An 18,136-nucleotide genomic window follows, 5' to 3' on the forward strand; every position below is an offset into this window, starting at 1 on the left:
CGCCCTTCGGGGCGTTTTTTGTTTGCCGTTATGCTGCTGCAACACGCAACAGGCGAAAGACAAAAGCAGAATGTGGAGTGTCAGGTTTTCGCAACTCGAAATTCGTTATTCGCTGCTCACTGCCCTGCCCGCTTCTTGGTCCAGGCCGTGGCCTGAGCGTTGAGTGGATCGTCGGGCCAGGGATGTTTCGGATAGCGGCCTCGCAGTTCTTTACGTACCGCCTCGTAGTTTTCCCTCCAGAACCGGGAAAGATTATCGGTGATTGCAGCCGGCCTTCCTGCCGGCGTCAACAAGTGTGCGGTAATACGCAACCGCCCGTCAGCCAGCTCCGGCAAGGCCTGCATGCCAAACAGTTCCTGTAACTTGACCGCAAGAACAACATGCTCACCACCATAATCCAGCGTGACACGGCGTCCGGTCGGAATCGCTACAGACTCAGGCATGAGAGCTGCCAATCTTTGTTGTTGCTCATGATCCAACATCGATGCCAGTGCGTCCCCCAGCGGCAGGCTCTTGAGATCGTCCAGAGTGCGCATGCCTGCCAAATAAGGAAGCAACCAATGATCAAGCGCATCCAGCAAGGCTTCATCCGTGACGCTGGGCCAGCCACTATCCAGCATGGATAGCTTTCTTACACGGGCCTGCCACTGGCGCAGCGCAGGCGTCCAAGGCAGCAGTTCAAGCCCTTGCTGTCGAATTCCTTCCAGCAAGGCAGTCTCAATCTGCTGAGAGCCCAGTTGAGACATCGGGCGGGAATGCAGAACGATCTCGCCAAGACAGGTCTGCAGTCTGCCAACTACGCGGTTCAGTTCCGCATCCCAGAACACCTGTTCATGAACAACCGACAGGTTCTGCAGCACTCCGGTTATCGTTTCTTCCCTGACGGGAAGCGCCAAGCGTACTCGCGCATCACGAGGCTGACCATCGGTATCCAGAATCAGCAACCAGGGTTCTCCCGCCAGAGGATCATGCTCCGGGAGGATCACACCCGGTCCATCTGCCATCTGATACCGGAGTGTCTGCCCCTCCCTTAGCCGTGCCAACTGCATTGGCATGGCATTGGCGGCCAGTACATCCACCCTGTCCTGCCAGTCCTCTATGTGACTACCTGCTCCCTGTACAATCCGCGATGCCTCATCCAGCACCTGTCTGTAGGCACTGGGCCGTTGCTCCAGTGCTTGTAAACGATAGCGTAGATCAACGCCTTGCCCCGACAGAATGTCCCGATCAGAAAGCAACGCGGCAATTCTCGCGGCGGTGCCAGCCAGCTCCATCGCCTTTCCATCCAGGACCAACATCGCCAAGGAGGGCTCCAGTCCCAAACTCGCAATGACTTCTCCTTTCGGAGTGATGGCGCCGGTTCGATCCAGCGCATTCATTGACATCAATCGGGCAACGGCCGATTTCCAGGCCGAATCCGGCGGCAGATCCAGCCACCTCATTTGTGATGGATCCAGACACCCCCATCTGGCCAGGTCCAGGACCAGCTGGTCCAGGCCCACACGGCGGATTTCAGGAGTCCCCTGTTTCGCCATCACTTCGTCACAGGACCAACAACGGATGCAGGAACCAGGCCCGAGCCTTCCGGCCCGGCCCGCGCGCTGCTTGGCACTGGCTTCGCTGATCCTGCGGGTTTCCAGTCGGCTACGATGTCGACCAGCATCATAGACCGGCTCGCGTACCCAGCCACTGTCGATCACGTGGGTAACGTGCTCAATGGTCAGGCTGGTTTCCGCCACATTAGTGGCAAGAATAATCAACGCGCTCCCTTCTGCTGCACGGGCGAGCACCTGTTGCTGTTTGTCCAGAGACAAACCACCATGAAGCGCCAGCACTTCGTCTGCATAATGGTTGTCACCAAGCAAGCGAGACACGCGACGAATCGAGGCCTGACCAGGCAGAAACGCCAGGGTGACCACGGCCTTCGCATCAACCCCTCGAATCTGCGAAACAATGTGATCCTCCCAGGATGCTCGTGCCCTGACTGGAGCATAACTGACAGCCACGGGAAAACTTCGACCTTCGCTTTTTACCAGTGGCAGCTTCAGATGGTCAGTCAGCGGCCCACAATCCAGCGTCGCAGACATCACCAGCAAACCCAGGTCCGGGCGAAACACATCGCGGCATTCACTGATCAATGCCAACCCCAGATCACCTTGCAATGATCGCTCGTGAAATTCGTCAAAAATCACCAGGCTGATGCCTGTCAGCTCCGGGTCCGACAACAGCATCCTGGTCAGCACCCCTTCCGTTACCACCTCGATCACGGTAGCCGGGCTGACTTTCTTTTCGGTGCGTGTACGATAGCCAACCGTTTTACCTGCTGACTCACCCAATTGTGCAGCCATATACGTGGCCACAGACCGAGCGGCCACACGCCTGGGCTCCAGCATCAGAATCCTGCCTTGTCTGGCCCATTGCGATTCCAGTAACCGAAGCGGAACCCGTGTGGACTTTCCCGCACCGGTAGGAGCCTCAAGAATGGCACCACCGTGCTCGCAAAGAGCATCAAGCAAGGGGTTGAGGACTGTATCGACCGGAAATGTCGGGGGCATGATCATTTATGTCTTAAATAAAAGTGTTGATGCCCGCAAAGGAGAAAAATGAGTACCAGTGGGGACTGTTGAAGCCAGTGACCTATGCTATATTCTGGCTATTACTAATAATATATAACTAGGTGATCCATTCACTATGCTGAACGATTTGGGGATACCTGAACATCTCATCTGGAAGCTCAATGAATTTGACAACCACCAGCGGGCGGTCAACTTCATCAAACAGTTTCAGGATACATTGTGCGTTTACAGTGCCCCGGTAGAACAACTCTATACCAACTATGAGATTTCTCTTCCGGAAAGTGACGACCGCTCACTGATCATTCTGCCAAACCCTTACGCCTATCACGATACTTTCAACGGTATTGTGGAGGATAGTGTCCACGCCAGCGGCATGTACATTGTCCCCGGCGATCTGTTTGGGAAAGAAGGTTTGTTCCTGACCTTGCGGTTGCTCAAGTCCGGCAAGAAAGTCGTCAAGCCGGTCCCCCTGAAAGTAGGGCTCTGGGCATTGATGAAAAAGGAAACCGAGACCGTACCTTTTCTGCCCGTGATTACCAAAGGAGACCTGCGCGCTTTCCGCAAGGATTTCCCTTGCCTCCACTTGCACCGCATCCAGCCTTCCAAGTTGGTTGATCGTTCTCCCATGGAGATCAAGGCGATCCAGAAGGTGATCCGCGACAAGCTCAAAGTCTATATGTGACTGGAATACACGTGCGCAGCTGTGAGCAGCGCACGTGTCACGTCTGGATTCAGGCCAGCTTATTCGTCAGCGTTTGCGTAACAAAAATCCAGCGCGTGCACATAATATTCGAGCCCCTTGAATGCCGCTTTATAGGCCCGCTCACGGCTTTCTTCGTCCACACAAATCAGCTTGATCAACTCCATGGCCTCATGGGGGTGGTCATCGTCGTAGGACGCATGCGCTCTTAACCACGCCATGGAATGACGATTAATGGTAGCAACGCCCTGGTCTTCATAGGCCTTCATGCCTTTGACAACACTCTGACTCCACTCACCGGTCGCCCACTCAATGGCGAGGTTAGTAGCCGCAATCCCCTCCTCCAGGCTGGACTGGCGGCCAATACTCCACAGGAAGTGGTTCACCGCATCCATAGCAGCAGGAGGGTCAACAAACTCCAGATCATGCATAGTCAGTCCGAACCCCATGGCCCAGTCCTGGTACCAATAAGCATGACGCTGCTCAATCTTGATGTTACTGATCAACCAGTTTTTGGCTTCCTCATGACCCGGATGACGCCCAGGACGGGTCTTGGCCAGGTTTAACCCCATGTATTTTGGGAAATTTTCGACCAAGGGGTAGAAGTTCAGCAAGGCACTACGGAAGCGGGGAAGACTCAGACCACCACTGGCCATCTCAACAAACAGGGGATGATGAACAACCTTGTCCTTCAGGGGTACCAACTCATCCCAGAACTGCTGAGCCCAGGGAGAATGCTCGGTGATCTCAAGCGCTTTTTTATAATTCGCGGCGCGCATAGTTGTTCTCCATAACAACAATCGATTTAAACCAGGCCAGACGGCCAGTTTGTACATTAGTCCAATAATTTGTATAAGCGATTTCTGAGCTGACGTAAATGACGAATACGGCGTTTATCCACGGAAATTGCCGGATTATAGAGTGCCTGTTGGTACTGCAACGCCCATTGCCGGGCAATTTCAGCCGCTGCCGGCCAGCGCTTGGCAATATGGGCAGCGAGCTGCTGCGGTGTCATTCCTGCATCCAGAGGCTCCCCCATACTGCCAACCCGCTGGTGCAACCGCCAGAATTCCCTTTCCATTACAGTTTGCTGATAACCGCGATCCCGCCTCAGTAATAACACCATATACAAAGCGAGCAGCACAGCGATGCCTGCAAGCAGCGCGAGTGCGATGCGCAGAGGACTGGCCGCACCCAGTAGTTCCCGAAGCAGCTGCATCTGTGACTGGCTGTTATAACCCAGCACCCGGGTTTGCCACTGGAAATCCACATAATCTACCCATTGCTGAAGCTTGCCGAGCATCCCGGAGGAGGCAAAACTCTTCAGACTGGCCAACGCATCACTATCGGCATTGCTCTCCTCCAGCGCCGCGCGTACCCCCTCCTCAATTCGGTCTGGAGCCACCGCGGCAGTAGGATCTACGCGAACCCAGCCCCGTCCGTCGAGCCACACCTCGCTCCAGGCATGGGCGTCATACTGGCGTACCAAAAGGTGGGAGCCTACTTGATTGAGTTCCCCCCCCTGATAGCCCACCACGACTCGCGCGGGAATGCCTGCGGCCCGCATCATGAAGGTAAAACTGGAAGCATAGTGTTCGCAGAAACCCCGCCGACTGACAAACAGAAACTCGTCAATGGGGTCCACAGGCAAAACAGGTGGTTTCAGCGTGTAGTAGAAAGGCTGTTCACGGAAATAACGCAGGGCTCTGTTCACCACCTGTTGAGGGGTGCTGCTTTCAAGCTGCCATTGCTGGGCCAATCCCTGGGCACGACGCCCCACGCCCTGTTGAGGCAGAGACAGCATCAAATCTCTCTCTGCCTCATCCAGGGCCAGCGAAGCCGCCAGATTGGGGTAGCTGGTGACCGTGTAAGCCATGGCCTCTGAAACCGGGTTGCTGGCCACCAGGCGCATGTCTTTGGCGAGCCCAGCCTGACCTTGCTCCAGTACCGGCACTTTGAGAGCAAACAACCAGCGTCGTTCCGTTGGCTCCAAAATCACTCGATAGCGGTAGCCCTCGCCCCTGCCCGCCTTCATCAATAGTTGATACCAGGGCGGAGGCGTTTGGCCTTTCTCAAACAGATAATCCTGAATATCCTGCCCACGGGGCAAAGCCTGCTGCCAGGTACGGCCATCAAAGTGACTGAGCGTCAAACCCCGCCAATAGCGCTGATTATTCGCCGGCACCGGGCCATCAAACGCTACACGAAATGCCAGCTCCGAGGATTGGGATAGCTCGCTGATCTGTCCAGGCGACATGCTATCGCTCATCCCGGTACGAGCCTTGCCAGAGTCCACTTGCATATTCCAGAGCGGTGCCACCCTGGGCACCAGCACAAACAGCAGCAACATGACCGGCACGGCCTGGGCCAACATCGCTGCGGCTCGTTTAATATGCCCCATCGGCCTTGCACCGGTATCGCTATGATTAATACCGACCAGGCAGGAGGTCAGCAGCAGCATGCAAAACAGCACAAAGGCAAACATGCCAGGGCCACGCTCAAACAGCAGCGCGGTAGCACAAACGAAATAGCCCAACACGATGACCACATAGGCATCACGTTGGCGCACTACCTCCAGATACTTCAAGGCAAACAGGCTCACCAGCAGAGCCACTCCTGCCTCAGCGCCATAAATTCGCCCAAAGGAATAGAACGTCAGCACCACAATGCCAACCATCAGCGCACCTCTTACCACCCTGCCAGGCATGGCGATGCGCTGACGATCTGCCAGGGCCCTGAGTATGACAATAAGAGCCAGCAACCCCGCCTGCCAACCAGGGCCACGCAGTAGCTGAGGCAACGAACAGATCACAATGGTCATGACCAGCCACAGCCGGGTGTGGGTTGGTACCTGATAGACGCGCATCAGCCTGCCTCCGGGAAGGCCGCCAGAGCATCCAGCACTCTCAATCGATGCGTATCGCCAGTATCCGGAGCCAGGGTCATACCAGGCAGTCGTAAACCATAAGGCTGGTGCTGCTGATCCAGCTGCAAAGTCCAATAGCACAGGATCGACAGCCGCTGCTCTCTGCCAATCCCTTCCAGAACATCCCAATCCAGCCAGAGCCGACCGCCGGCTGGCTCCTCGAACAACTTGGTATTAAGCCCCATTCCTCTGGCATAACCTTTCCAGTCGATTCGACGCAAGGAATCCCCGGGCACATATCCACGCAGACCACGAAACTCATCGTTGCCGGCCTTGCCGTTGGTCACTACCTTGGCATGCTCCTGCCCTCCCTCGGCCGGGCACTCCGCACTCGGTTGAGGGGAAGGCCAGGCAAGACAGTAGTGGTCCAGACTGACGTAAGACCAGGTTCTCAGCAGCCCCAGCGGGAAGAAACTCTCTACCTTCATTCTGGGGGCAAGTACACGACCTCTGCGCGGCAGGGCAAGATTGAGCCATAGCCGACTTTCAGTATCCGCAGGTACGCTGATTTGCTGGGCCGGCTGGCCTTCCCACTTCAACCAGATGCAGTGATGAGCGCGGTTATCACTAAACAGGGTGACACCCAACGAACCACTTTCCCCGGCATAGCCGGACTCACTACCACCATTCCTCAGTCCCAGGCCTGACAGGTTTCGATAGGTATGCAGAATCGCTACCAGGAATAAACTGGCCAGCAGAAAGCTAAGCGCAAGGATCAGATTGTTCTCGTAGTTGATACCACCGATGAACAGCAGCGCTGCTACGCCCAGATAAAAAAAACCATACCCGGTGGGAAAGATGAAAATGCGCCGCTGGTTAAGAATCACCAGGGGCGCACGGGGCAATCGTCGAGCCAACCAGCGCTCGTAATATTTCCGGAAAGGAGCCGGCCAGCGCATCAGCTAGCGCCGTACCACCGGCACAGATTGCAACAATGACTGGGTCATTGCCGAGACACTTCCACCCTGCCTGGCACTGAGACGGTGCTCTGCCACCGCCGCCCATACTGCCTGAATATCTTCAGGCACCACATAGTCCCGACCACTGATCAATGCCCAGGCCCGTGCGGCTTTGAGCAGACCCAGGCCCGCCCGCGGCGACAAACCTGCGACAAAGCGATCGTCGGTGCGGGTGGCTTCAAGCAAACGCTGAACGTAATCCAGCAGTTCATGGCTGGCGCGGATCTTGTCTACCATTCCCACCAGCTTGACCAGGCCATCACCGCTGATGACCGGCTTGAGGTTTCTGGCCTGTTCCCGCAAGTCCCCACCTGCCAGAAGTGAAAGTTCCACTTCTGGTGCAGGATAGCCAAGAGAAATCCGCATCAGGAAACGGTCCAACTGGGATTCCGGGAGCACAAAGGTACCCGCCTGATCAGAGGGGTTTTGCGTGGCGACCACAAAGAATGGCTTCGGCAACGGACGCGTTACGCCATCCAGCGTCACCTGCCTCTCTTCCATGGCCTCAAGCAGAGCGCCCTGTGTTTTGGGGGTGGCACGATTGATTTCATCAGCCAACAACAATTGGGTAAAGACTGGCCCTTCACGAAGCGTGAAGTCCTGAGTGGAGGGATCAAACACGGACACACCAAGAATATCCGCCGGCAGCATGTCACTGGTGAATTGCACCCGGCGATATTCCAGCTGAAAGACCCGCGCCAATGCATGGGCCAGGGTCGTCTTGCCCATGCCCGGCAAATCTTCAATCAGCAGGTGGCCATTGGCCATCAGACAGGTCAGTGCCAGCTTGAGCTGGTCTTCCTTTCCAAGGACAACCTTGGCGACTTCTCCCAACGCTTTCGTCAGAGCCTGCATGCGTTCCCTTTAACCGTTGTTGTTATTGATTGAAGGTCTGGCAGCAGGATCAAGCGCTGGCCAACGCCTTCAGGCCACGCTCAAGGTCTGCCTTCAAATCCTTGACCGACTCCAGTCCAATGGCCAGACGAATCAGGTTTTCGGTGACCCCTGCTCGTCGCTTCTCCTCTTCCGCCACACGCCCGTGCGTGGTTGAAGCAGGATGTGTGACCGTGGTCTTCACATCGCCAAGATTGGCGGTGATGGAAATCATTTTTGTCGCATCAATAAAACGCCACGCTGCCTGCCTGTCACGGTTACCAGCGGCATCCTCGACTTCGATGGACATGACCGCACCATAGGCAGACTGCTGCTGTCCCGCCAGTTCATGCTGGGGATGAGAAGACAGACCCGCATAATGCACTCTGGCGATACCCGGTTGTGTCTCCAGCCATTGAGCCAGCTCCAGCGTGCGAGCACTCTGAGCCTCCATACGCAGGCTCAGCGTTTCCAGCCCCTTGAGGAAAACCCAGGCATTAAAAGGGCTCATGCAGGCGCCCGCAGAGCGTACGAAGCCCAACACCTCATCCATCTGAGGCTTGGCCCCCACTACAGCGCCGCCCAGACAACGTCCCTGGCCATCCAGGTATTTGGTAGCGCTATGAATAATGATATCCGCACCCAGCTCCAGTGGCTTTTGCAGCGCCGGGGTGCAGAAACAGTTATCCACCACCAGCAAGGCACCATTGTCATGGGCCAGTTTGGCCAGTGCAGCGATATCACCAATTTCTGACAAAGGGTTGGATGGGGTTTCCAGGAAAAGGAGCTTCGTCTCCGGACGAATCGCCGCTTCCCAGGAGGACAGATCCTTAAGATCCACCATGGTCGTCTCGATACCGAACTTCTTCAGGTAACGGTCAAAAACCACATTGGTAGTACCGAAAACACTACGCGAGCTGACCACATGATCACCGGGTGCCAGCAGCGAAAAGAAAGTGCCCGCAATCGCCGCCATGCCGGATGCGAAAGCCACACAGGCCTCACCGCCCTCAAGAGCAGCAAGGCGCTGTTCAAACGCACGCACGGTCGGGTTGGTAAAGCGGGAATAGATATTCCCTGGCTCTTCACCGCCAAACCGGGCAGCCGCCTGGGCCGCACTTTCGTAAACAAAACTTGAGGTCAGAAAAATGGGATCCGAGTGTGCCATCTCATCCGTGCGCAACTGCGCAGTACGGATGGCCAGGGTTTCCACATCAAACTCGTTCGGATCCAGATCCTTCATTCTTTCGTCTCACCTCAAAGCGCCCGCTTTTCGCGTGTTATATGCCGCGTGAAGCGTATGGCGTCAGTTTGTATTATGCAGGTCAATAATTTCATTATCGGCCAAGGCCTGCTTCTTCTCGGAAGAGCCCTTGGCATCATCGTTACGGCGGGCTTCCAGTTCACTCAGATAATCCAGGGTGATGTTGCCGGCCAGATACTCACCATTGAACACGGAACAGTCGAAAGACTCCACATCGGGATTGCCTTCACGACAGGTTTCCACCAGGTCCTCGAGGTCCTGGTAAATCAGCTTGTCGGCACCAATCAGTTCACAGATCTCGTCCGTGGTCCTGTCATGGGCAATCAATTCCTTTGCTGCAGGCATGTCGATGCCATACACATTGGGAAACTTCACTGCGGGCGCAGCGGAGGCGAAATACACATTCCGCGCGCCGGCTTCACGGGCCATCTGAATGATTTCATTACAGGTCGTACCGCGCACAATGGAGTCATCCACCAGCAGCACATTCTTGCCCTGGAATTCCAGCTCGATGGGATTGAGCTTCTGACGCACGGATTTCTTGCGCTGCTGCTGGCCGGGCATGATAAAGGTCCGGCCGATATAGCGGTTCTTGATAAATCCTTCCCGGAACTTCACACCCAGATGGTTGGCCATCTGCAATGCGGAGGTGCGGCTGGTATCAGGAATCGGAATCACCACATCAATATCGTGATCAGGCCATTCCCGCTCGACTTTTTCGGCAAGCTTTTCGCCCATGCGCAGGCGAGCCTTGTACACGGAAATACCATCGATAATGGAATCCGGACGAGCCAGATAAACCTGCTCGAAGATACACGGATGCAGACTCGGTGATTCCGCACACTGGCGAGTACACATCTCCCCTTCGGCAGTAATGTAGATCGCCTCACCCGGAGCCAGATCACGAACCAGGTGGAACCCCAGAGAGGACAGAGCAACCGATTCCGAGGCCACCATGTATTCCGGCCCCTGAGGGGTATCTTTGCGGCCAAAGCAGACCGGCCGAATACCATGAGGATCACGGAAAGCCAGAATGCCGTAACCGGTAATCATCGCCACCACCGCGTAGGCACCTTCAACGCGTTGATGCACCGCCGCTACAGCATCAAAGATATCGTCAGCTTCGGGCTGAAGCTTGCCGCGGCTTTGCAGCTCATGAGCAAAAACGTTCAACAACACTTCCGAATCCGAAGTGGTATTGATGTGTCGCAGATCCGCCCGGAAGATATGCTCTGCCAACTCCTCGGCATTGGTGAGATTACCGTTGTGGGCCAGGGTAATCCCGTAGGGAGAATTCACATAGAACGGCTGGGCTTCTGCTGAGCTGGAGCTGCCGGCGGTGGGATAACGCACATGGCCAATTCCCATGTTGCCCACTAGGCGGCGCATGTGGCGAGTACGGAACACGTCGCGCACCATGCCGTTATCCTTGCGCAGATACAGTCGGTCTCCATCGCAGGTCACGATACCCGCAGCGTCCTGCCCGCGATGCTGCAGAACGGTCAGCGCATCATAGATGCCCTGATTTACATAGCTATGGCCGACAATGCCCACAATGCCGCACATGGTTCTTTCCTCTAGCTGCCGCTTACATTCATAACAAAGGCGAGCAAATTCTCGCCCATTTCCCGAGTCCAGGTTTCCATCATCACCAGATGCGGAACTAGACTGGATTCCTGCCACCACTGATCGGCAGCGAATAACTGGCGACCTAATGCCACCAGCACCACCATAAGCAAAATACCCCGCAGGGCGCCAAATACCATGCCTAGCAGACGGTCGGTACTGCTGAGCCCGGTGACCCGGATCAATTCACCCAGCAAATGGCTAATCAGCGCTCCCACTACCAGCGTCAAGGCAAACAGGGAGCCGAAGGCGACAATAAAACGCAGGCTGGGTGTACTGATCTGGTCTTCAAGGACCAACTCAAAGGCCGGGCTGAAGAGGCGCGCGATGATAAAGGCCGCCACCCAGGTGAGCAATGAAAAGGCTTCCCGGGTGAAGCCCCGGCGCACACTCAGCAGTGCAGAAATTGCAATAACGATCAGGATGATGCCGTCAGCCAGATTCATCAAAAACGTGCTCTTGCGGGCAATGTGCGCTTGAGTGGATTGCGACAGCCCTTGTGCGATGGCACACAGGGCCCGTGTGAATTCAGACGGCGAAGTTTACCAGAGGCAGCCAGTCGATGCATGCCTGAAACACCGTGTTCAGGGAGCGTAAATCCGCACCAGTCCGTCCAGTTTGAAACGGGAATCGTTCGCAAGCCGCTGGCGGGTTTGTTCTGCGTCTTCCTTGCGAATTTCAGGGCCTACCATTACCCGATGCAGGAGTTTGCTGTTCTGGGAATCGGTTTCGGTGTAAGCCCGGAATCCGGCCTCCTTGAGACGTGTTACAAGGTCTGCAGCACTGTCGGCTTTGGTGAAGCTTCCGACCTGTACCACAAAGCCTGCCAGCACGGGATCGGCATCAGCTGCCAACGGAGGGGTCGGCGGTGTAGTCAGCGTCTCCAGCACGGGTTCCTCATCCAGGAGAACATCCTCTTCCGCTGGCTCGTCTCCCTTTCCCGCTGCGGCAACCACTGCCTGGCGATCGCGTTCAATACGTTGCGCTGCCGCCTCCTCTACCTCCGTAGCCACCACGGGCTCCACCACCACGGCCTGATAATCCGGTGCGGCAGGAATCTCCATGTTCAGGGCAGTACGAATTTGTGCCGGGGAGCGAAACACCAGCGGAGACAGCACTGCCGCCAGGATTAGCAGCAACACCACGCCGATAATGCGTTGTCGCATCTGTTTATTCACTCTGCCCTTCCTCCGCAGCCAGCCATGCTTCAGCAACCGTATAGAACGAACCGAAGACTATCACCTGATCACCCGGATTGGCAGCAGACAGCGCACAGCACAGGGCCTGAGCCACCGAGTCAAACTGTTGCTGCCGGGAACCGGTCGGCAGGGCCCCTGCCAATTGCTCAACACTCGCCGCTCGCGCCATCGCCGGTGCACACAGATACCAATTGACATCAGTTGCAGCAAACTCAGCGGCTACCTCGCGTAACGGCTTGTCGGCCATCATGCCAAACACCAGATGACGCTGACCTGAACAAGTCGGCAGCAAAGCATGAAAGCGCGCAACCGCTGCCAGGTTATGGCCCACATCGAACCAGCAATCGACACCTTTAAGCTGACGATACTCACAGCGCCCCATCAACGATAGCGTCGCCACCTGATCTACTGCTGGCTGCGACACCACCACATCAGCAAGTTTCAATGCCTGACAGGCCGTGGCCAGATTATCCTTCCCGAGCACCACCGTTTCCGGGCACTGCAATGCACTGCCATCAACAAAACGGAACGCCCGCTCAACGGCAGTCAGTTCAAATCCCCTTCCTGCCAGCACAGGTTGTGCCCCCAGGTCCTGCACAAGAGACTCAAGATTGGCAGGCCAATCCTGCTCGCCGAAAACCAGCGGGCGGCCCTGCCGGCCAATGCCACATTTTTCAGCGCAAATGGCTTCCCGGGTATCACCTAACCAATCCTGGTGATCCAGCCCCACCGAGGTCACTACCGCCACATCCGGGTCGACTACATTGACCGCGTCCAACCGACCGCCCAATCCCACTTCCAGCAAAATCAGATCCGCGTCACTGGCGGCAAACAGCCAGAGCCCGGCAAGGGTGGTGAATTCAAAATAGGTCAGCGGGGTATCGCCGCGAGCCTGTTCCACCTGCTCGAAAGCCTCACATAGCTGCGCATCGCTGGCGAGGCCATCCGGGAGCATGATCCGCTCGTTGAAACGTAACAGATGAGGAGAGGTATAAAGGCACACTCGGCGACCGGCATGGCGAGCCAGAGCAGTCATCAAGCGCAGCGTAGAGCCTTTGCCATTGGTTCCCGCCACAGTGATGACCGGCACCGGCAAAGCGGTAATGCCAAGGGTATCCGCCACGCAACGCAGCCGGTCGAGACCCAATTCGATCTCGGCCGGGTGCATGGCTTCAATGCGGTGTAGCCAGGCGGCCAGGGCTGCCGCGTGGTCAGTCTGACTCATTCATGTCCAGCGGCCAGGCCAGCATGTTGGCGAGCACCCGGTGCAGGGTATCGCGCATGTCATGCCGACTGACGATCATATCGATGGCGCCGTGCTCCAGCAGGAATTCACTTCGCTGGAAGCCTTCAGGTAACTTCTGACGCACGGTCTGCTCGATCACCCGCGGGCCGGCAAAGCCGATCAAGGCGTTCGGCTCAGCCACGTTCACATCACCGAGCATGGCAAGCGAAGCGGACACTCCGCCGTAGACCGGGTCAGTCAGTACCGAGATAAACGGCAGGCCGGCCTGGCGCATCTTCTCCAGCGCGGCAGAGGTTTTCGCCATCTGCATCAGCGAGAACAAGGCTTCCTGCATCCGCGCGCCACCACTGGCAGCAAAGCAGATCAGCGGCAGGTTGTGTTCCAGACACACATTCACTGCACGCACAAAGCGCTCGCCCACCACCGAGCCCATGGAGCCGCCCATGAAGTTGAACTCAAACGCCACGGCGACCACATCTTCACCCTTGAGCCGCCCCTTCATGGCGATCAGCGCATCGTTCTCTTCGGTATCTTTTTGTGCCGCAGCGAGACGATCCTTGTACTTTTTGGAGTCCTTGAACTTGAGACGATCCACAGGTGCCAGGTTGGCACCGATCTCGGTCAGGGAGCCATCATCCAGGAACATCTTGAGACGCTTTCGAGCACCAATACGCATGTGATGATCACACTTGGGGCACACATCCAGATTACGGTCCAGCTCCGGCTTGTACATGACCCCGTCACAACGCGGACACTTACGCCACAGCCCTTCAGGAATATTGGTCTTTCGGGTTTCCTGGGGGCGCCTCACGGCGGGCAGGATTTTCTCCAGCCAGTTGCTGCTGCTCATGCAAAGGTCCTTACGTGTCCATGGCGGTGCGCATGGCGGACAGAATGTCGCTGATGGCCTGATTGATGGCGGCAGGATCGTTCTGATGCTCCTTCACCTGGTTCACCAGAGCACTACCGACAACGACGCCATCTGCCACTCGACTGACCGCCTGTGCAGATTCAGCATCTTTGATACCAAAGCCAACGCCAATGGGCAATTTGGCAAGATTGCGAATTGTTTCAACACGCCCTGCCACTTCTTCTACATTCAGGGTCGCCGAGCCCGTCACCCCTTTCAGGGAAACGTAATACAGATAGCCGGAACCGGCCTCACCAATCAGCTTGATGCGCTCATCGGAGGTCGTAGGCGCCACCAGAAAGATCAGATCAAGACCGGCAGCCGCCATCACCGGCTTCACCTCCAGCGCCTCTTCCGGGGGCAGATCCACCAGCAGGACACCATCCACACCGGCTTCGGCAGCCGCTTTGGCAAAGGTCTCGTAACCCATCACCTCAACCGGGTTGAGGTAGCCCATCAGCACCACAGGCGTGTCGTTATTGGTTTCACGGAACTGCTTGACCATGGCCAGCACATCACGGGTAGAGGTGCCATGGGCCAAAGCCCGCTCACAGGCCAACTGGATCACCGGGCCATCGGCCATGGGATCGGAAAACGGCACCCCCAGCTCAATGATATCGGCACCGGCTTCCACCATGGCATGCATCAGCGGCACCGTAACGTCCTTGCTGGAATCACCAGCGGTCACATAGGGAATCAGCGCCTTGCGGTTGTTTTCTGACAGGCGGGCAAAACAGCTTTCAATACGGCTCATTAACGATAACTCCTTAAAACTCGATACCGTCAATGGCGGCAACAGTCAGAATGTCCTTGTCACCACGACCGGACAGGTTCACCACAATGTTCTGTTCCGGGCTCATGGTCTGCGCCAGTTTGCTGGCGTAGGCCAGTGCATGGGAAGACTCCAGGGCCGGCATAATGCCTTCCACCTGAGTCAGCTCACGGAAGGCCGCCAAGGCTTCGGTGTCATCTGCAGCCACGTACTGCACCCGACCGAGGTCCTTCAACCAGGCATGCTCGGGACCAACACCCGGGTAGTCCAGACCGGCAGAGACAGAATGGGTCTCGATGATCTGGCCATTATCGTCTTCCATCAGGTAGGTGCGGTTGCCGTGCAGCACACCGGGGCGACCGGCAGACAGCGGTGCGGCATGGCGCCCCGTCTCAATGCCGTCACCCGCTGCTTCCACGCCATACATGGCCACAGACTCGTCATTCAGGAACGGGTGGAACAGGCCAATGGCATTGGAACCACCACCGACACAGGCCACCAGCGCGTCTGGCAACTGACCGGCCTGCTTGAGGCTCTGCTCACGGGCTTCACGGCCGATGATGCACTGGAAGTCACGCACCAGTTGCGGATACGGATGCGGGCCAGCCACGGTGCCAATAATGTAGAAGGTATCGTCAACATTGGTCACCCAGTCGCGCATGGCTTCATTCATGGCATCCTTGAGTGTCTTTGACCCGGACGTCACCGGAATCACTTCGGCTCCCAGCAGCTTCATCCGGTACACGTTGAGCTTCTGACGCTCAACATCCTCAGCCCCCATGTAAACCTGACATTTAAGGCCAAGACGGGCGGCCACGGTAGCTGTCGCCACCCCGTGCTGCCCTGCCCCGGTTTCCGCAATCACACGGGGCTTGCCCATGTGCTTGGCCAGCAATGCCTGACCAATGGTGTTGTTCACCTTGTGGGCACCGGTATGGTTGAGATCTTCCCGCTTGAGCCAGATCTTGGCACCGCCGAGCTGCTTCGACCATCGCTCTGCCAGATACAGTGGAGACGGACGTCCCACGTAATGAGCCAGATCATAGTCAAAATCCGCACGGAACTGCGGATCATCCTTGAGACGCTCGTACATGGCTTTCAGATCATCCAGGGCCCCCATCAGGGTCTCGGATACAAAGCAGCCACCATAAGGGCCAAAATGGCCTCTTGCGTCAGGAAAAGCAGAAAAATCAGGGCGTTCAGACACCAGCTACTCCTCGTTTTTTGACACTATTGATAAAGGCGCGAATTTTGGCGGCATCCTTGATACCACCCTGGCGGCCCTGAACCGTATCCAGCTCAACACCACCACTCACATCCACTGCCCATGGCCGAACCTGTGTCACCGCATCGGCCACATTACCCGGGTGCAGGCCACCGGCCAGCACCAACGGCAGAGACAGATCGTCAGGCAACCTGTCCCAATTAAACGTTTCGCCGGTTCCACCGGGAATCCCGGGGACATAACTGTCCACCAGCAAACCGGACGCGGCCTGATAGGCACCGGCATATTCATGCAAATCCACATCATCCTTCATGCGCACAGCCTTGATCCAGGGACGGCCGTAACCCTCACACAGGGCTGGGCTTTCATCGCCATGAAACTGCAGCACATCCAGCGGCACAGCGGCCAGCACCTCTTCCACCTCGGACCGAGAGGCATTCACAAATAGCCCTACAGTGCTCACAAAGGGTGGCAAACTGGCACAAATCTCAGCGGCTACCCGAGGGCTGACATAGCGAGGGCTGGGAGCATAAAACACCAACCCAATCGCATCGGCTCCCGCTCTGGCGGCCGCGATGGCATCCTCAATGCGGGTAATGCCACATATCTTGACCCGGGGAATGGTCAGCTGGGTCTGTTGACGATTCATCATTGCCTCTGAAGACAGTGTGCGATCTTTCTGCGATGGACTCGCAGACAGCGCCATAGTGTATCAAATTGACGCGCCTAAAGGGCGTATTATGGCGCCAGGCGATCCGGCAACCACAACGGCCCCAGGGGTTCGCGTGGCAAGCCAAAGTGCTCCGGGTACTCAATTTCAACCAGGTACAGGCCATAGGGGTGTGCTGTCGCTGCCCCCACCTTGCGATCTCTCGCAGCCAAAACCTCCGCCGCCCAGGCGGGTGGGCGCTTGCCTGCCCCGATTGTCATCAACACACCCGCCATATTACGCACCATATGCATCAAGAAGGCGTTAGCATGGGCCTCGATGACAATCACCTTGCCATGCTCATACAGACGCAGACTGTGCAATGTCTTGTTAGGCGACTTGGCTTGGCAGTGCACACTCCGATAGGAAGTAAAGTCGTGGCTTCCTTCCAGCAGGGCCGCCGCCTGGCGCATGGCCTCCACATTCAAAGGCCGGTGATTCCAGGTGACCTGATTGCGGTACAGGGCCGGGGGCCGGGAATGATTATAGATGACGTAGCGATAGCGTCGGCTGACGGCAGAAAAACGGGCATGAAACTCATCGTCCACAGGCACAGCCCAGCGGATGGTAATGTCATAAGGGAGATTGGTATTCCCGCCCATGATCCAGCTTTTCATTTCCCGAGGTGCATCAGAATCAAAATGCACCACCTGTCCAGTGCCGTGCACACCGGCATCGGTTCGTCCTGCGCAAATGACGCTAACGGGATGATTCGCCACCTTGGAAAGCGCCTCCTCCAGGCATTCCTGCACGGTACGCACCCCCGCCTGCTGGGTCTGCCAGCCTCGGAAATCAGTGCCATCGTACTCAATACCCAAAGCGATTCTTGCCATTAAAACCTCATCAGCGGGAAGGGCCGAGCCTGTCCATCATTCACATCTTTGTTGTTCCGGCGCGCAATGTAGCCTTGCAGGCACAAAAACGAAAGCGCAGCGGAAATTTAACCACTCCCGAGGGTAGCCGCACCTGAGCAAGAAGCGCCGTCCTGCAGCAACGATCATCTCGGCGGCCATGGGGTTAACAGCAGGCCACAACAGGGCTTGGCTGCTGGCCTGTGAATAATGGCTCCGCCCACCCCAACCTGATTCCCTGAACCACAAAAAAGGGCGTTACCGAAGTAACGCCCTTTTTTGTTTCAACGGGGCTCTGGC

At 56.7% G+C, this 18,136-nt stretch carries 16 protein-coding genes; 1 reads left to right on the plus strand and 15 read right to left on the minus strand.

From position 1 onward, the window contains the following. Positions 1-116: 116 nt before the first annotated feature. On the minus strand, positions 117-2,555 hold the full coding sequence (hrpB, locus tag Y5S_RS17590; RefSeq protein ID WP_035234978.1) for an ATP-dependent helicase HrpB: 2,439 nt from the start codon (positions 2,553-2,555) through the stop codon (positions 117-119). A 136-nt stretch (positions 2,556-2,691) separates the two neighbouring features. Here hrpB and Y5S_RS17595 point away from each other — a divergent pair, with 136 nt between their 5' ends. Further along, positions 2,692-3,258: a hypothetical protein gene (locus tag Y5S_RS17595; RefSeq protein ID WP_035234939.1), complete on the plus strand. Its 567-nt coding sequence runs from the start codon at positions 2,692-2,694 to the stop codon at positions 3,256-3,258. A gap of 59 nt (positions 3,259-3,317) precedes the next feature. Here the strand turns inward: Y5S_RS17595 and Y5S_RS17600 are convergent, their stop codons facing one another. The 14 genes from Y5S_RS17600 to truA form a co-directional block, all read right to left on the minus strand. Then, entirely contained in the window at positions 3,318-4,055 is a 738-nt protein-coding gene (locus Y5S_RS17600; protein ID WP_035234940.1) for a TenA family transcriptional regulator, read from the minus strand. 56 nt (positions 4,056-4,111) lie between these two features. Then, complete coding sequence (locus Y5S_RS17605; protein WP_231552739.1) at positions 4,112-6,142, minus strand: transglutaminase family protein; 2,031 nt, start codon at positions 6,140-6,142, stop codon at positions 4,112-4,114. Then, positions 6,142-7,101: a DUF58 domain-containing protein gene (locus Y5S_RS17610; RefSeq protein ID WP_035234941.1), complete on the minus strand. Its 960-nt coding sequence runs from the start codon at positions 7,099-7,101 to the stop codon at positions 6,142-6,144. Before Y5S_RS17610 ends, Y5S_RS17605 begins: the two co-directional genes overlap by 1 nt. A gap of 3 nt (positions 7,102-7,104) precedes the next feature. Beyond that, positions 7,105-8,016, minus strand: coding sequence for an AAA family ATPase (locus tag Y5S_RS17615; RefSeq protein WP_035234942.1), 912 nt, complete (start codon positions 8,014-8,016; stop codon positions 7,105-7,107). 49 nt (positions 8,017-8,065) lie between these two features. Then, the gene (locus tag Y5S_RS17620) at positions 8,066-9,277 is read right to left on the minus strand and encodes an O-succinylhomoserine sulfhydrylase (protein ID WP_035234943.1); all 1,212 of its coding nucleotides are present in this window, start codon (positions 9,275-9,277) and stop codon (positions 8,066-8,068) included. Positions 9,278-9,340: 63 nt separating this feature from the next. Continuing rightward, positions 9,341-10,864, minus strand: a complete 1,524-nt coding sequence (gene purF, locus Y5S_RS17625; protein WP_035234944.1) for an amidophosphoribosyltransferase — start codon at positions 10,862-10,864, stop codon at positions 9,341-9,343. 11 nt (positions 10,865-10,875) lie between these two features. Beyond that, complete coding sequence (locus Y5S_RS17630) at positions 10,876-11,370, minus strand: CvpA family protein (RefSeq protein WP_035234945.1); 495 nt, start codon at positions 11,368-11,370, stop codon at positions 10,876-10,878. Positions 11,371-11,508: 138 nt separating this feature from the next. Further along, positions 11,509-12,102 (minus strand): SPOR domain-containing protein, encoded by a 594-nt coding sequence (locus Y5S_RS17635; RefSeq protein ID WP_231552740.1) that lies wholly within the window; start codon positions 12,100-12,102, stop codon positions 11,509-11,511. Next, positions 12,095-13,348, minus strand: a complete 1,254-nt coding sequence (locus Y5S_RS17640; RefSeq protein WP_035234946.1) for a bifunctional folylpolyglutamate synthase/dihydrofolate synthase — start codon at positions 13,346-13,348, stop codon at positions 12,095-12,097. Before Y5S_RS17640 ends, Y5S_RS17635 begins: the two co-directional genes overlap by 8 nt. Then, positions 13,335-14,219: an acetyl-CoA carboxylase, carboxyltransferase subunit beta gene (gene accD, locus Y5S_RS17645; protein WP_035234947.1), complete on the minus strand. Its 885-nt coding sequence runs from the start codon at positions 14,217-14,219 to the stop codon at positions 13,335-13,337. The genes Y5S_RS17640 and accD overlap by 14 nt, the downstream gene beginning before the upstream one ends. 10 nt (positions 14,220-14,229) lie before the next feature. Then, entirely contained in the window at positions 14,230-15,033 is an 804-nt protein-coding gene (trpA, locus tag Y5S_RS17650) for a tryptophan synthase subunit alpha (protein WP_035234948.1), read from the minus strand. Positions 15,034-15,046: 13 nt separating this feature from the next. After that, complete coding sequence (trpB, locus tag Y5S_RS17655) at positions 15,047-16,258, minus strand: tryptophan synthase subunit beta (protein ID WP_035234949.1); 1,212 nt, start codon at positions 16,256-16,258, stop codon at positions 15,047-15,049. Then, positions 16,251-16,925 (minus strand): phosphoribosylanthranilate isomerase, encoded by a 675-nt coding sequence (locus Y5S_RS17660; protein ID WP_269319453.1) that lies wholly within the window; start codon positions 16,923-16,925, stop codon positions 16,251-16,253. Before Y5S_RS17660 ends, trpB begins: the two co-directional genes overlap by 8 nt. 89 nt (positions 16,926-17,014) lie before the next feature. Beyond that, on the minus strand, positions 17,015-17,818 hold the full coding sequence (gene truA / locus Y5S_RS17665) for a tRNA pseudouridine(38-40) synthase TruA (RefSeq protein ID WP_035234950.1): 804 nt from the start codon (positions 17,816-17,818) through the stop codon (positions 17,015-17,017). Positions 17,819-18,136: the final 318 nt, after the last annotated feature.

It is taken from the genome of Alcanivorax nanhaiticus (assembly GCF_000756665.1).
Classification (GTDB): domain Bacteria; phylum Pseudomonadota; class Gammaproteobacteria; order Pseudomonadales; family Alcanivoracaceae; genus Alcanivorax; species Alcanivorax nanhaiticus.

Coding starts and splice junctions, on each gene's coding strand:
- hrpB (WP_035234978.1), bottom strand. CDS start 2,555: ATGCCCCCGACATTTCCGGTCGATACAGTCCTCAACCCCTTGCTTGAT.
- Y5S_RS17640 (WP_035234946.1), bottom strand. CDS start 13,348: ATGAGTCAGACTGACCACGCGGCAGCCCTGGCCGCCTGGCTACACCGC.
- Y5S_RS17630 (WP_035234945.1), bottom strand. CDS start 11,370: ATGAATCTGGCTGACGGCATCATCCTGATCGTTATTGCAATTTCTGCA.
- Y5S_RS17595 (WP_035234939.1), top strand. CDS start 2,692: ATGCTGAACGATTTGGGGATACCTGAACATCTCATCTGGAAGCTCAAT.
- accD (WP_035234947.1), bottom strand. CDS start 14,219: ATGAGCAGCAGCAACTGGCTGGAGAAAATCCTGCCCGCCGTGAGGCGC.
- Y5S_RS17600 (WP_035234940.1), bottom strand. CDS start 4,055: ATGCGCGCCGCGAATTATAAAAAAGCGCTTGAGATCACCGAGCATTCT.
- Y5S_RS17660 (WP_269319453.1), bottom strand. CDS start 16,925: ATGAATCGTCAACAGACCCAGCTGACCATTCCCCGGGTCAAGATATGT.
- truA (WP_035234950.1), bottom strand. CDS start 17,818: ATGGCAAGAATCGCTTTGGGTATTGAGTACGATGGCACTGATTTCCGA.
- Y5S_RS17610 (WP_035234941.1), bottom strand. CDS start 7,101: ATGCGCTGGCCGGCTCCTTTCCGGAAATATTACGAGCGCTGGTTGGCT.
- trpA (WP_035234948.1), bottom strand. CDS start 15,033: ATGAGCCGTATTGAAAGCTGTTTTGCCCGCCTGTCAGAAAACAACCGC.
- Y5S_RS17605 (WP_231552739.1), bottom strand. CDS start 6,142: ATGCGCGTCTATCAGGTACCAACCCACACCCGGCTGTGGCTGGTCATG.
- Y5S_RS17615 (WP_035234942.1), bottom strand. CDS start 8,016: ATGCAGGCTCTGACGAAAGCGTTGGGAGAAGTCGCCAAGGTTGTCCTT.
- Y5S_RS17620 (WP_035234943.1), bottom strand. CDS start 9,277: ATGAAGGATCTGGATCCGAACGAGTTTGATGTGGAAACCCTGGCCATC.
- purF (WP_035234944.1), bottom strand. CDS start 10,864: ATGTGCGGCATTGTGGGCATTGTCGGCCATAGCTATGTAAATCAGGGC.